Origin of the sequence: Sorangium sp. So ce836, assembly GCF_028553905.1 — a bacterium.
GTDB classification, from domain to species: domain Bacteria; phylum Myxococcota_A; class Polyangia; order Polyangiales; family Polyangiaceae; genus Sorangium; species Sorangium cellulosum_D.
In genome coordinates this window covers 6532775-6545712 of record NZ_CP102233.1, presented here as the reverse complement: position 1 = coordinate 6545712, position 12938 = coordinate 6532775, and the positions used below count along the sequence as shown (strand labels likewise).

The 12938-nt window shown below is 74.3% G+C and carries 10 protein-coding genes; 9 read left to right on the top strand and 1 reads right to left on the bottom strand.

The genetic code is table 11. The annotated features are described in order from the left end of the window. Positions 1-71: 71 nt before the first annotated feature. From NQZ70_RS23770 to NQZ70_RS23730, 9 genes are all read left to right on the top strand, one after another. Entirely contained in the window at positions 72-728 is a 657-nt protein-coding gene (locus NQZ70_RS23770) for a hypothetical protein (protein ID WP_165374122.1), read from the top strand. Positions 729-751: 23 nt separating this feature from the next. Continuing rightward, complete coding sequence (locus tag NQZ70_RS23765; protein ID WP_129576239.1) at positions 752-2194, top strand: pitrilysin family protein; 1443 nt, start codon at positions 752-754, stop codon at positions 2192-2194. Continuing rightward, positions 2191-3555, top strand: a complete 1365-nt coding sequence (locus tag NQZ70_RS23760; protein ID WP_129576238.1) for a pitrilysin family protein — start codon at positions 2191-2193, stop codon at positions 3553-3555. Before NQZ70_RS23765 ends, NQZ70_RS23760 begins: the two co-directional genes overlap by 4 nt. A 309-nt stretch (positions 3556-3864) precedes the next feature. Further along, a complete protein-coding gene (locus NQZ70_RS23755; RefSeq protein WP_207217931.1) occupies positions 3865-4896 on the top strand; it encodes a collagen-like protein in 1032 nt (343 codons plus the stop codon). Between the two features lie 65 nt (positions 4897-4961). Then, a complete protein-coding gene (locus NQZ70_RS23750) occupies positions 4962-5483 on the top strand; it encodes a hypothetical protein (protein WP_129576236.1) in 522 nt (173 codons plus the stop codon). A gap of 83 nt (positions 5484-5566) precedes the next feature. Continuing rightward, on the top strand, positions 5567-6940 hold the full coding sequence (locus NQZ70_RS23745) for a tetratricopeptide repeat protein (RefSeq protein WP_129576235.1): 1374 nt from the start codon (positions 5567-5569) through the stop codon (positions 6938-6940). Positions 6941-7089: 149 nt separating this feature from the next. After that, complete coding sequence (locus NQZ70_RS23740; protein WP_129576234.1) at positions 7090-8625, top strand: serine/threonine-protein kinase; 1536 nt, start codon at positions 7090-7092, stop codon at positions 8623-8625. Positions 8626-8687: 62 nt separating this feature from the next. Then, on the top strand, positions 8688-9647 hold the full coding sequence (locus NQZ70_RS23735; protein WP_129576233.1) for a PEGA domain-containing protein: 960 nt from the start codon (positions 8688-8690) through the stop codon (positions 9645-9647). Continuing rightward, positions 9647-10870 (top strand): lipoprotein receptor, encoded by a 1224-nt coding sequence (locus NQZ70_RS23730; RefSeq protein ID WP_129576232.1) that lies wholly within the window; start codon positions 9647-9649, stop codon positions 10868-10870. The genes NQZ70_RS23735 and NQZ70_RS23730 overlap by 1 nt, the downstream gene beginning before the upstream one ends. 48 nt (positions 10871-10918) lie before the next feature. On the opposite strand, the gene asnB is transcribed toward NQZ70_RS23730, so the two are convergent. Next, on the bottom strand, positions 10919-12937 hold the full coding sequence (gene asnB, locus NQZ70_RS23725) for an asparagine synthase (glutamine-hydrolyzing) (RefSeq protein WP_129576231.1): 2019 nt from the start codon (positions 12935-12937) through the stop codon (positions 10919-10921). Between the last annotated feature and the right edge of the window lies 1 nt (position 12938).

Here is a 12938-nt window from a genome sequence, read left to right as displayed (position 1 = left end):
TCCGCCCACGTGCCGCGCCGGCGCGGCACGCGGGCGTGGCGGCGCGCGGCCCCCGCCCGTATAAGCCGCCCATGCAGCCCGCCCCCGCCCGCCCGCGCGCTCGCCGCGCGGCGCCCCCCGCCTTCGCCCTCGCCCTCGGCCTCGCCGTCCTCGCGTGCGACGAGCCGCGCGCCCCGGCGCCGGGGGCGTCCGCCTCCGCCCCCGCTGCTCCCGCGCCGGAGGCCGCGGCGAGCGCCGCGCCGGCGCCGAGCGCCGCGCCGGCCCCCGCGACGGCGCAGGCCGCGAAGCGGGAGATGCCGCCGCGGCCGGTCCCGATCGGATCGAGCGGACCGATCCAGCCGAGCGCGCCGGCCGAGCAGCAGATGATGGCGATCCAGTACACGCTCGCCATGGTGTCGCCGCAGCCGACCGATCCGCTCGTGGACAAGGCCTACCTCGAGGGCATCCTGCCGAAGCTCGCCGCCGCGGCGCGCACCGCGGACAAGGGCAAGACGCCGCCCGATCCGGTGAAGGCGACCAAGGGGAACCGGAAGATCGAGGTCGACATGGGCAAGGGGTGCACCGAGCGCACCCCGTCGAACCTGCTCGCGCAGCGGGCAGGCTCGTCTCTCCAGGCGGCGTACGACGCGGGGATCCTGGTCGTCTCCTGCCACGATTCGCTGTGGGAGTGCCACCAGTCGACGCGGGATCCGGACGACGTCCTGTGCCACGCAGCGCCGCGGCGCTGAGCGTGGTATGGGCTGCGTCTGCCATGCAGGAGACGCTTGCCTACTCGGTCCCCGGCGCCAACGCGCTCCCTCGACCGGATCCGCTCGCCGAGATGCTCGCCGAGCTGAACCAGAACCGGCCGCCGCTCGCCCGGCTGCGCCACGACGCCACCATCGCCTTCGGCCCCGCCATGCGCGTCGAGCGCTTCTTCCTCGGCAACGGGCTCAAGGTGCTCGTGCTCGTCGACGCCTCGGCGCCCGTGGTCTGCCTGCAGACCTGGTTCGGCGTCGGCTCGCGCCACGAGCGCGTGGGCAAGACCGGCATCGCCCACCTGTTCGAGCACCTCATGTTCGGCGAGACGGAGAGCGTCGCCCACGGCGCGTTCGACCGGATGCTCGAGGAGGCCGGCGCCGAGACGAACGCGGCGACGTTCCTCGACTGGACCTACTACCACACGAACCTGCCGAAGGACGCGCTCGAGCTCACCCTCCGCCTCGAGGCGGAGCGCATGGCGCGGCTCGTCCTCCGCGACCCCCAAGTGTCGAGCGAGAAGGAGGTCGTCGCCAACGAGCGGCGGCAGCGGGTCGACGACGACGTCGACGGCGCGGTGAGCGAGCTGCTCTACAAGGAGGCGTTCACCAAGCACGCCTACGGGTGGCCCACCATCGGCTGGATGGAGGACATCAAGGGCTTCACGACCGACGACTGCGTCGAGTTCTACCGGACGTACTACGCCCCCAACAACGCGGCGCTGGTCATCGTGGGCGACGTGGCGCTCGATCGGGCGCTCAGGGCGGTGCAGGACCACTACGGCGCGCAGGAGCCCTCGAAGCTCCCGGTGGAGGACGTGTGCCCCGAGCCGCCGCAGGTCGCCGAGCGCCGCGCCGAGGTGGCGAAGCCGACCGCGACACACAAGGTCGCGATCGGCTACCGCTCGCCGGCGCTCGGCGATTTCGACCACGCGCCCCTCGTGCTGCTGAACGAGATCCTCTTCGCCGGGCGGTCGTCGCGCGTGCACCGCGCGCTCGTGCAGGAGCAGGAGATCGCGAGCGAGATCCGCGGCTGGGTCGGCTCGTTCCGCGACCCCGCGCTGTACGACATCTACCTCTCGGCCCGCGGCGCCCACACCGGCGACGAGCTGCTCGCGGCCCTCGACCCGATCCTCGAGGAGGCGCGCCGCACCCCGGTCGCCGAGGCGGAGCTCGACCGGGCGAAGGCGCGCATCGAGCTGTCGGTCCTGCAGGGGCTCGAGACCGTCGCCGGCAAGGCCGAGCAGATCGGCTTCTACGAGACGGTGCTCGGTGATCCCGCGGCCCTGTTCGAGCGGCTCGCGGCCTACCGGCGGGCGACCGTGGGGGATCTCCTGCGCGTGGCGCGGCGCTACCTCGTGACCTCGGCGCGGACCGTGATCCACGTGATCCCGGACGGATCGGGCGACGAGGGCGACGAGGGCGACGAGGACGCGGAGAGCGAGGAGGCATCGTGACCCAGAGCGTGAAGGGCGCCGTCGCGTGGGGCGCCGAGGGGCAGGGCAGGGGAGCGCCGGGCGCGCGCGTCGCGCCGCGCGACGGCGCGGTGCTCGTGGAGACGAGCCACGCGCTCCCCATCGTCAGCATCGTGGTCGCGTTCCGCTCCGGCTCGGCGCACGATCCGGTTGGGCGCGAGGGGCTCGCCCGGATCACGGCGCGCATGCTCCGCCGCGGGGCGGAGGGCTACAGCGCGAACGAGATCGAGGAGACGATCGACGCGCTCGGCGGGGAGTTCGGCGCGGACGTGGCGACGAGCGCGACGACGGTGCACTTCGAGGTGATCAAGCGCTCGCTCGACAAGTTCATCGAGCTCGGGGCCACGCTCCTCGCGCGCCCGACGTTCTCGCCGCCCGAGCTCGCGCGGCTCCTGCGCGAGGCCGAGGCCGAGCTCATCGAGGCGCGCGACAGCGATCGCGCGCTCTGCAGCCGCGCCTTCCGGCGGACCCTGTTCGCGGGGCACCCCTACGGCCGGCGCATCGCGGGCACCATCCCGACGCTGCGGGAGATCACGCGCGACGACGTCGCGGCCTTCTACGCGCGGCACTACACGCGGCGCAACGCGCTCGTGGCCATCTCGGGCGACATCGAGCCCGGCGAGGCGCACCGGGTCGCCGAGCGCCTCCTGTCCGGCCTGCCCGAGGGCGAGGCGATCCCCGACCCGGTGGCGGACCCCCCGGCCAGGCCGGGGCGGTGCCTCGTGTTCGTCGACAAACCCGAGCGGACGCAGACGCAGATGGTCATCGGCGGGCTCGGCACCGACGCGCACGACCCGGATCACATGGCGCTCCTGGTCGCGAACACCGCCTTCGGGGGCACCTTCTCGTCGCGGCTGATGCAGGAGGTGCGGGCGAAGCGCGGCTGGTCCTACGGGGCCTCGTCGCGGGCGGGCTTCGACCGGCACCGCGACGCCTTCACCATGTGGACCGCGCCCGCGGCGCAGGACGCGGCCGCGTGCCTCTCCCTGGAGCTCGGCCTGCTCGAGGCGCTCCGGCGCGACGGGATCACCGAGGACGAGCTCACGTTCGTGAAGCGCTACCTCGTCCGCTCCCACGCGTTCGAGATCGACACCGCGAGGAAGCGCGTGCACCAGAAGCTCGAGGAGATCCTGTACGACCTGCCCGAGGGGTACCACGAGACCTACTTGAAGCGGGTCGAGGAGGTCACCCTCGAGGACGCGAACGCCGCCGTGCGGCGCCGGATCTCCGAGGACGATCTCGTGATCGGCGTCGTCGGGACCCACGGGGAGATCGGCGAGGCGATCGCCGCGGCCGTCCCGAGGCTGGCCGAGGCGAAGGTCGAGCCGTTCGACCTGGAGTAGCGGGGCGCCGGCGATCTCCGGCGGGACCGCCCGCGCATCGGATCGGGGTGCGCCCGCTCGAGGCGCACCCCCGCGCGCCGGGCGCGCGCCCGTCGCGGACGCTCGGCCCGGGCGAAGGCGGAACGCACGCGAGCGCGACCGGCCGGCGACCTCCGGCATCGAAGGCGCTGCTCCTTCGCGAGACAGGGCAGAGCTCGCTGCGCCGGAGGATTTCCGGCCCCCCAGGCCGCGCTCGTTCCGCGCGACGTGCGACGTGCGCCCCGGCGCTCCCTGGCGCCGGCTCGCGAGGGCGAACGACGGGAGCTCGCGATGAAGGCACGAACGATCAACGCGCTGATCCTCGCGGCGGCGACCGCGCTCTCCGGGCCCGCCGCCGCGGCGGTCCCGATCACGATGACCCATCAGGGGCGCCTGTTCGACGCGGCAGGACGGCCCATCGACGACACGCTCGAGGTGGTGTTCGCGTTCTACGACGCGCTCGACGCCGCCGTGCCCATCTGGAGCGAGGTCCACACCGTCACGTTCGACCACGGGTACTTCTCGGTCGACCTCGGCGAGCTCACGCCCGTGGGCAAGCCGGTGTTCGAGGGCGCGGCGCGCTACCTCGGGATCCGGGTGGGGGAGGATCCCGAGATGATCCCGCGCGCCAGGATCGCGAGCGTCCCGTACGCGCTCCTGGCCAGCAACGTCGCCGGCGACATCACGCCGAGCTCCATCTCCGTCGGCGGCCGCCTCGTCATCGACAGCGGCGGCACGTGGGTCGGCGCCCCGGTCGGCCTGCAGGGCCCGCCCGGCCCTGCCGGTCCGAGCGGGCCCGCGGGGCCGCCGGGCGGGCCGGGCGAGCCGGGGCCGCCGGGCGGGCCGGGCGAGCCGGGGCCGCCGGGGGAGCCGGGCGAGCCGGGGCCGCCGGGTATACCAGGGCCGGCAGGGCCGCCGGGGCCCGCTGGCGTGGTCTCGAGCACCTCCGTTTCCGGCATGGGCGCCGACCCGCGGGCCACGCTGCAGTTCCTCGCTGCGCCTGCCACCGTGAGCGTGACCGGCCCGGGGCAGCGCGTCTTCGTCGTGTCCAACAAGGCGCTCGGCGCCGCGGCGTCCCCTGCGGACCGGCTCTTTCTCTGGATCTGCTCCCAGCCGATCGAGCCGGTCGGCGACATCCATCCGACCGGGACCGGCGTGTACGCGCTCCGGGTCCCGGCGAACACGAGCGTCAGCATGGGGCTGAGCGCGGTGCTCTCGCTGCCGCCCGGCCAGTACAACGTGGGCCTCTGCGGGAGCTCCGAGAGCCCGTTCTGGACCAACAACGACTATTCCTACACCTCCGCCGTCGTCGCCATGGAGTAAGGTCGGGCGGGGCGGCCAGCTCCGCGCTGCGCGGCGCGCGCGGCGCCTGGACGGCGATCTCCACCATGCAGAAGGAGCTGTTGACCCCCGCCGCGATCCTGGTCGGCAGCCTCGTCATCGCGACGGGTCTCTACCTGGGGCTCCAGCGCCCGGCGCCCTCCTCCGGGCCGCCGCCCGCGGGCGCGGAGGCCGCGGCCGCCTCCGTGAAGGCGCCGCCGGCGCCGGCGGACGCGCAGCCTCCGTCGCAACCTCACCCGGCGCCGGCCGCGGCCCCGCCGGCGCGGCCGCGCGAGCTCTACGAGCGCGTCGAGGCGGACGCCGTGAAGGCGCTCGAAGCGCGGCGGGCGCTCTTCGTGAAGCAGTGCTGGGAGCCCTCGGTCAGGAAGAACCCAGCGCCGCCGCGCGCCAAGTACCTCTTCAACATGACCTTCGACGAGTCCGGGAGGGAGATCGCCCGCGGCATCAGCGAGGTGCGAGGGATGGAGCGCCCCGACGCCGCGCAGTGCCTCCGGATGATCCCGCTCGGGATCGGCGTGCCGCCGCCCGGGACGCGCGTCGCCGTCGAGATCGAGATGATCCTGCCGTGAGCGCGCCGCCTCCGCGGAGCGCTGGCCGCCGCGCCGCGCGGGCGCCGTTTGGTCCGCGGGGGGCCCTGGGCTAAGGTCACGCCGTGCCCTGGCTCGCCGAGCTCGCCCTGCACCTGAGCCGCGCGCTGCACCTCGCGGTCCTCGCGATCGCGCCCACGTGGCTCTCGCCCGAGCCGCTGCCGCCGTCCGCGCTCGCGCTCTCCGGCGCGCTCTCGGCGGCCGCGCTCGCGGCGGCGCTCGGCCTGTCGGCGTGGTTCGCCGCGCGGCTGGACACGCGGCTCGCCAGGAACGGCGCGGCGCTCCTCTGGCTCGCGATCGCGGCGGCGCTCGCGGCCCCGCTCTATTACCGCGGGCCTCGCGCGCCGCTCGCGCAGGGCGCCGTGCTCGTTGCCGTGCCGCTGTGGGTGGCGCTCGCGACGCTCGCCGCGGCCGCGGCGGAGCAGTGGCTCGGCTCGGCCTTCAAGCACCGGCGGATGGGCGCCGCCATCGTCGTGATCGGCCTCGGCGCCGTCCAGCTGGTCGGCGCGGCGCCCCTGCTCGGGTCGCGCGAGCGGATGTGGTGGGCGGCGCTGCGCCGCGACGGCGCGCACCTGCGCGCGGTCGACGAGCTCGCGAGGCCGCTCCTCGAGCGGCGCAAGCTCGACGAGCTCGACGCGGTCGCGGCGCGCTGCCTGAAGATGCACCCCGCCGCGGCCGCGCCCGCGGCGCCGGCCACGTGCGCCTGCCTCTCGCTCCGCGCCGAGGCGAGGCTGCATTCCAGGAACGCCGTCGCCGCGCTCCGCGACGCCGAGGCGGCGCGCGAGCGATGCCCGGAGCAGAAGAGCGCGCGCGCCGTCCTGGCCGAGGCGCTCGCCGTCGCCGGCCGCCCCGAGCGCGCGCGCGCCGAGGCGCAGGCCGCGCTGGAGGACGGCGGCGATCCGTCGCGGCTCCGCTACGCGCTCGCCCTCGCGCTCCAGCGCGAGGGGCGCCTCTCGGAGGCCAGGGCCGAGGTGGAGCGCGCGATCGAGGCCGGCGCCGGCCGGAAGGCGCAGCTGCTCGCGGGCGCGCTCGCGATCCTCGCCGGGGATCTCGACGGAGCCAGGGCGCGCCTCGCGCCGCTCGCCGAGCAGGATCCCTCGGACGCCGAGGCGCTCTACAACCTCGCGCTCGTCGCCGACAAGCGCGGCGACTACAACGGCGCGCGCCAGGGCTACCTCGCCGCCCTGAAGGCCGATCCGAGGAACGCCGACGCGCGCTACAACCTCGCGCTCCTGACGTTCCGCGCGGGCATCCTCGAGGAGTCGCGCCACCACGTGCGCAAGTTCATCGACGCGTTCCCGGACGATCCGCGGGGCCGACAGCTCGCGCAGACGACGGGCACGCCGCTCGACGCCGCGGGCGGGGGCAGCGCGCCGCCGGCCCGGTCCGGCGCGCGGCGGCCTCCGCAGGAGCCCGCGGCGAGCTCGGGCTCGCGCTAGGCTCGCGTTAAGCGCGCGCTATGACAGCGCGCTTCGTGACGCGCGGCACAAGCCTCGCCCGCGGCGACGTCGTCCAGATGCGGTTTTTCACGGCGCAAACGTGACCCTGGACGGCCATTTGTGATATCCGAGAAGGTCTGGGAGGCTCCGTGACACCCGCCGCGGGGAACACCGTTGCCGATCGCTTTCGCCTGGTGCGTCCGCTCAGGCAAGGCGGGATGGGCTCGGTGTGGCTCGCTCAGCACATCGGCCTCGACATCCCGTGCGCGATCAAGTTCATGCACGCGCAGGGGGTCTCGAAGGAGGTGCGGCTCCGCTTCGAGCGGGAGGCGAAGGTCGCAGCGCAGATCCGGAGCCCCCACGTGGTGCAGATCCTGGACCACGGTGTGTGGCAAGGGGCGCCGTACATCGCGATGGAGTACCTCGAGGGCGAGGACCTCGACGCCCGCATCCAGCGGGTGGGGCGGCTCGACCCGTACGACACGATGGCGATCACGGCGCAGGTGGCGCGCGCGCTCACCCGGGCGCACGCGGCCGGCCTGGTCCACCGCGATCTCAAGCCGGCCAACATCTTCCTCGTCCGGGACGACGACCGCGAGATCGCCAAGGTGCTCGACTTCGGCATCGCGAAGGACAGCACGCCCCGGGTCACCTCCACGACGAAGACCGGCTCGCTGCTCGGGACCCCCGCGTACATGAGCCCGGAGCAGGCGCAGGGGACCAAGAGCATCGATCACCGCTCGGACCTCTGGTCGCTCGCCGTCGTCGTGTTCGAGTGCCTGACCGGCAAGCTCCCGTTCAACAGCGAGGCGTTCGGCGATCTGCTCCTCAAGATCATGGTGAAGCCGCTGCCCGTGCCGTCGCAGCTCGCCCCGGTGCCGCCCGGCTTCGACGCCTGGTGGGCCCGCGCCGCGTCGCGCGAGCCCGAGGCCCGCTTCCAGAGCGCGAAGGAGTTCTGCGACGCGCTCGCGGTCGCCCTCGACGTCGCGAGCGATAGCTTCGAGTCGAGGACGAGCCTCGTCGGCCCTTTCCGGCCGTCCGGCGAGCGCATCTCGGTGGAGCTCGGGTTCTCCCCGCGCTCGAAGGAGAGCGCCACGCTGGTCGACCCGGGGCCCGACAGCGCCGCGCCGTCGTTCGGCGACGCAGCCACGCTGGTCGCGTCGTCGGAGGCCGAGGCCCAGCGGATCTCGTCGAGCGCCGGCATGACGGTGGCCTCGGCGGGGGAGGCGGAGACGGCGGGCCGCCAGATGCGGTCGCACACCGCCAGCGCGCTGGTCTCGGTGGTGTCTCCCCCGATCCGGCGGCCCATCGTCGGGCGGGTGCTCGCCGCCTCGGGGGCCTGCGCGGTCGTGCTCGTCGCCGTCGGGTTCTTCGCCCTGCGCGGCGCGGGCCCCAGCGCCCCGGCCCAGCCGCTCGCGCAGCCGGCCCCGCCGTCGTCGACGCCGTCGGCGTCCGACGCGCCGTCGGGGCCCGACGCCGTGGCGTCGGCCGCCGCGCCGGCGAAAGGGCCCGAGCCGCCCGCCTCGGCGGCTGGCTCTGCCGCGCCGGCGCCGCCGGCGTCGACGAGGGCGGCGCCGCGCGGCCCGCGCGCGCCCGCGGCGCAGCCCGCTCCGGCGAGGCCGCGCGCCCCGGCGCCGGCGGGCAGCGCGCGCCGCAAGCCGAAGCCGACCGACTTCGGCATCTGAAGTTCACCGCAGCACCTCGCACAGACCTCGCTCGTATGGCTCGTCGACTAGGGATCGCTTCCTTGCTGCTCGCGCTGACCTGCGCGCCCGCCGCGCTGGCGCAGGTCTCGGACGCCGATCGCGCGACGGCGCGCTCGCTCGCCGTGGAGGGCCAGGAGGCCCTCGACCGGAAGGACTTCTCCGCCGCGCTCGATCGGTTCCGCCGCGCCGACGCCATCATCCACGCCCCGACGCTGCTGCTCGGCGTCGCGCGCGCCCAGGTGGGACTGGGCGCGTGGATCGCGGCCCAGGAGTCGTACAGCCGCATCGTCCGCGAGGGGGCGCCGGAGAAATCGCCCGAGCAGTTCTTCGAGGCGATCGCGGCGGCCCAGCGCGAGCTCGACGCGCTCGCGCCCCGGATCCCGCAGGTGCTCATCTCGGTGCGCGGGCCGGAGACCGCCGCCGTCACGATCGATGGTGAGCCCGTGCCGCGCGCCGCGCTCGGGGTCAAGCGGCCGGTCGATCCCGGCGATCGCACCGTGCGCGCCGAGGCGGCGGGGTTCGCGCCGGTCGAGGCGAAGGTGACCCTGGCGGAGGGCGCGAGCGAGACCGTCGCGCTCGAGCTCAAGCCGCTCGCGCCGCCGCCCCCGCCCGCGCCGCCCCGGCCGGTCGCGCCGGCGCCCGACGCGGGCCCTGGCGCTGCTTCGGGGGGCAGCGCCCGCACCGTGCTGGGGATCGCCGCGCTGGGGCTCGGCGGCGTCGGCCTCGCGGCCGGCGCGGTGGGCGGCGTGCTCGCGATCGGCAAGCACCGCGACCTCTCGGACCGCTGCCCTGCCGACCGGTGCGACCGGTCGCTCCAGGGCGACGTCGACAGCTACCATGCGATGGGCACCCTCTCGACGGTCGGCTTCGCGATCGGCGCCGCGGGCGTCGGCGTCGGGACGTTTCTTCTCCTCACGGCGCCGAGATCGCCGCAGCGCGCCGGGATATCGATCACGCCCGTGATCGGGCTCGGCTCCGCGGGAGCGAAGGGGAGTTTCTGATGCGCCACGCGTTCCGGGTCGGCTTGATGCTCAGCGTTGCCGTCGCGACCGCTCCCGCGTGCACGAGCTTGCTCGGGGACTTCGCGGTGGGCGAGGGGGCCGGCGCGAGCTCGTCTGGCGGGGGCTCCGGCGGGTCGTCCGGGTGCGCGGCCGGCATGGCGGACTGCGACGGCGACGGCGAATGCGAGGTGAGCGTGGACGCCGACCCCCTGAACTGCGGCGCCTGCGGCGCGATGTGCCTGAACGGCGGGACGTGCCGCGACGGCAGCTGCAGCGGGGTCACGGAGATCGCGCGCGGGTACCCGACCCCGCAGAGCGCGAACGGGAAGCTCCTCTTCATCTACCGGGACGAGGTCTACTGGACGGCCGGCGAGAGCGCGAACGGCAGCGTGCAGAAGGTCCCGGTCAACGGCGGGCCGGTCACGCTCCTCGCCGATGGACAGAACGCGCCGTACGGGATCGCCGTCAACGAGTACGGCGTCTTCTGGGCCAACCTCAACGCCAAGAACATCATGTGGGTGGATCGCGAAGGGAGCGAGGATCCGACGGAGATCTTCGACTCGAACCACGCGACCCTCGGCGTGGCGGCGGACGATCGCGAGGTGTTCTGGGCGCAGCGCTCGGCCGGCATCGGCATGCCCGGGAAGGGGAGCCTCATCGGTCAGATCGAGATGCCCGACGGCTGGCCGGACGACCGGTTCCACGAGGACGAGCGCGCGTCCCCGCACCTCATCGCGCTCGACGAGGAGTTCGTGTACTGGGTCGATCGGAGCGCGCGCGGCACGGTGAACCGGACGCGTCGAGGCACCGGCCAGACGGACAAGCTGGCGGACAACCAGCCGTTCCCGTACGCCATCGCCGTCGACGACGCCTACGTCTACTGGACCAACAGCCCGCGCAGCGGCGACGGCGGCGACGCGGATGCCGCCGTGATGCGGGCGCGGAAGGACCGCTCGGGGGCGCCGGAGGCGCTCTGGACGCCCGCCGACGACGACGTGGCGCACCCGTCCCCCGACTGCATCGCCGCCGACGATGAGCAGGACGGCTTCGTCTACTGGACCGATCAGGGGACCCCCCGCGTCCTACGCAAGCGCAAGGACGGCACGGGGCGGCAACAGGTGCTGCACGAGGGCGGCAGCCCGCGCGGGATCGCGCTCCACGGCGGGTTCGTGTTCTGGGTGGAGGAGAAGGGCTCCGGCGGGGTGCGCAAGCGGCCCCTCTGAGGAGGGGCGCGCCCGGCGCGGCCTCGCCCGGGCGCCGGGCGCGCGGGATCAGCCCGCGGCGTCGCGCAGCCGGTCGACGTCGACGCCCAGCCGGCCCGACGTGTCGTCGGCGGCCGAGACGACCCGCGCGCCCTGGAGGATGTCGCGCGCAATGAGCTGCGTGGAGAGGATCGCGCAGAACGCCATGTCGTCGGTGTTGCTCATCGACTTGCCGCCGGTCTTGCGGCACTTCGCGACGAGCGACGCGACCGGCTGCGGCTGCCAGATGCCCGCGTCCTTGATGGCGTCCGGCGACAGACACGCCTCGACGTAGTCCGGCGACCCGCCCCCGAAGAACGGCTGCACCACCGGCGCGCGGTACGGCTGCTTCTTCCGCGCGAGGACGCCGGGCGGCAAGAGGTCGCCCATCGCGCGCTTGAGCACGTGCTTCTCGTCGAGGGTGCGGAGCTTGAGCGCGTCGGGCAGCGCGTCCGCCACGTCCATCACGTTTGGATCGAGGAACGGGAAGCGACCCTCGACCGAGTTCGCCATCATCATGCGCTCGCCCTGCGAGGAGAGCAGGTAGCCGGAGAGCAGGGTGGCGATCTCCAGGTACTGCGCGCGCGCGAGCGGCGTCCAGCGCATGAAGTCCGCGGGCAGCTGTTCCCTCAGGCGATCGGCGGCCGCGGTCTGGGCGACGCCCTCGCGCATCGCGGGGTCGAGCATCAGCTTGATGCGGCTCGTGGCGTCCCACCGCGGGCGGTGGGAATAGAACGGGTCGTCCGTCTGCGCGAGGTTCCGCCCGAAGAACGCCTTCGCCATCTCGACCTGCGCGACCGGCGACCGCTGCAGGTAGGGGTAGAGCCGGAGGAGGAGCTGGGGCCGGAGCTTGCTGTCCGGGTGGCGCGCCCAGAAGCGGCGGACGCGGTCCTCGCGGAAGATGTCGTAGCCGGCGAAGAACTCGTCGGCGCCTTCGCCGGTCAGCACCACGCGGTAGCCGCTCTGCCGGACGAGGCGCGCCAGGATGAACAGCGGCGCCGGGGCGGTGCGCAGGAGCGGGGCCTCGGCGTGGTAGACGACGTCCGGGAAGACGCGGGCGATGTCGGCGTCGCCGCACTGGATCGAGGCGTGGGACGTGCCGAGGTGCGCGACGGCGTCGCGCTGGTGCTCGGCCTCGTCGAACTCGCGCTCGGCGAACTCGACCGAGAACGTGCGCAGCGGCACCTCCCGGTTCGAGGCGATCAGCGCCGCGACGATCGTCGAGTCGAGGCCGCCGCTCAGGTAGCTGCCGACGGGGACGTCGGCGCGCAGGCGGATCGTCGAGCCGCCGCGGACCGCCTCGCGCACGCTCGAGACGAGCGCCGCCTCGTCGTCGACCGACCCGCGCGCGCGCCCGACGGGGAACGCGGGCCGGAAGCGGATCGAGACGCGCGGCGCCACGTCGCGATCGAGATCGAGCGTCGCCACCGAGCCCGGCGGGATCTGCTGGATGCCCTCGTACGGGGTGAGCGGGGCGACCGGCGCCCAGAACGTCAGGGCCTCGTCGAGCCCGTCGCGGGAGATCGCGCGGGGGATGGTGGGGTCCTGGAAGAGCGACTTCACCTCGCTGGCGAAACGGAGGACGCCGCGGTGGACCGTCCAGAAGAGCGGGTTGATGCCGACGCGGTCGCGCGAGAAGAAGGCGCGCCTCCGCTTCACGTCCCAGAGGACGAACGCCCACTGGCCGTTCAGCCGATCGACCATGGTCTCGCCGTACTCGGCGTAGGCGTGGATCAGCGCCTCGGTGTCGCTCTTGGTCCGGAAGTGGTGGCCCTTCTGCGTCAGCTCCTCGCGGAGCTCGATGTAGTTGAAGATCTCGCCGTTGAAGCAGACCCAGAGCGTCTCCTCGGCGTTGGCCATCGGCTGCCAGCCGCCGTCGAGGTCGATGATCGACAGGCGGGCGTGGGCCAGCGCGACGTGGCGATCGCGGTAGATGCCGAACCCGTCGGGGCCGCGGTGGCGGAGCGCCCGCGCCATCCTGAGGGCCAGGTCGCGGTCGGGGTTCGGCGCGTCGGAGCGTAGGTTGATCAGGCCGGCGATACCGCACATA

Excerpts from the sequence above, each read along its gene's own strand:
- NQZ70_RS23765 (WP_129576239.1), top strand. The coding sequence starts at position 752 with ATGCAGGAGACGCTTGCCTACTCGGTCCCCGGCGCCAACGCGCTCCCT.
- NQZ70_RS23730 (WP_129576232.1), top strand. The coding sequence starts at position 9,647 with ATGCGCCACGCGTTCCGGGTCGGCTTGATGCTCAGCGTTGCCGTCGCG.
- NQZ70_RS23770 (WP_165374122.1), top strand. The coding sequence starts at position 72 with ATGCAGCCCGCCCCCGCCCGCCCGCGCGCTCGCCGCGCGGCGCCCCCC.
- asnB (WP_129576231.1), bottom strand. The coding sequence starts at position 12,937 with ATGTGCGGTATCGCCGGCCTGATCAACCTACGCTCCGACGCGCCGAAC.
- NQZ70_RS23755 (WP_207217931.1), top strand. The coding sequence starts at position 3,865 with ATGAAGGCACGAACGATCAACGCGCTGATCCTCGCGGCGGCGACCGCG.
- NQZ70_RS23750 (WP_129576236.1), top strand. The coding sequence starts at position 4,962 with ATGCAGAAGGAGCTGTTGACCCCCGCCGCGATCCTGGTCGGCAGCCTC.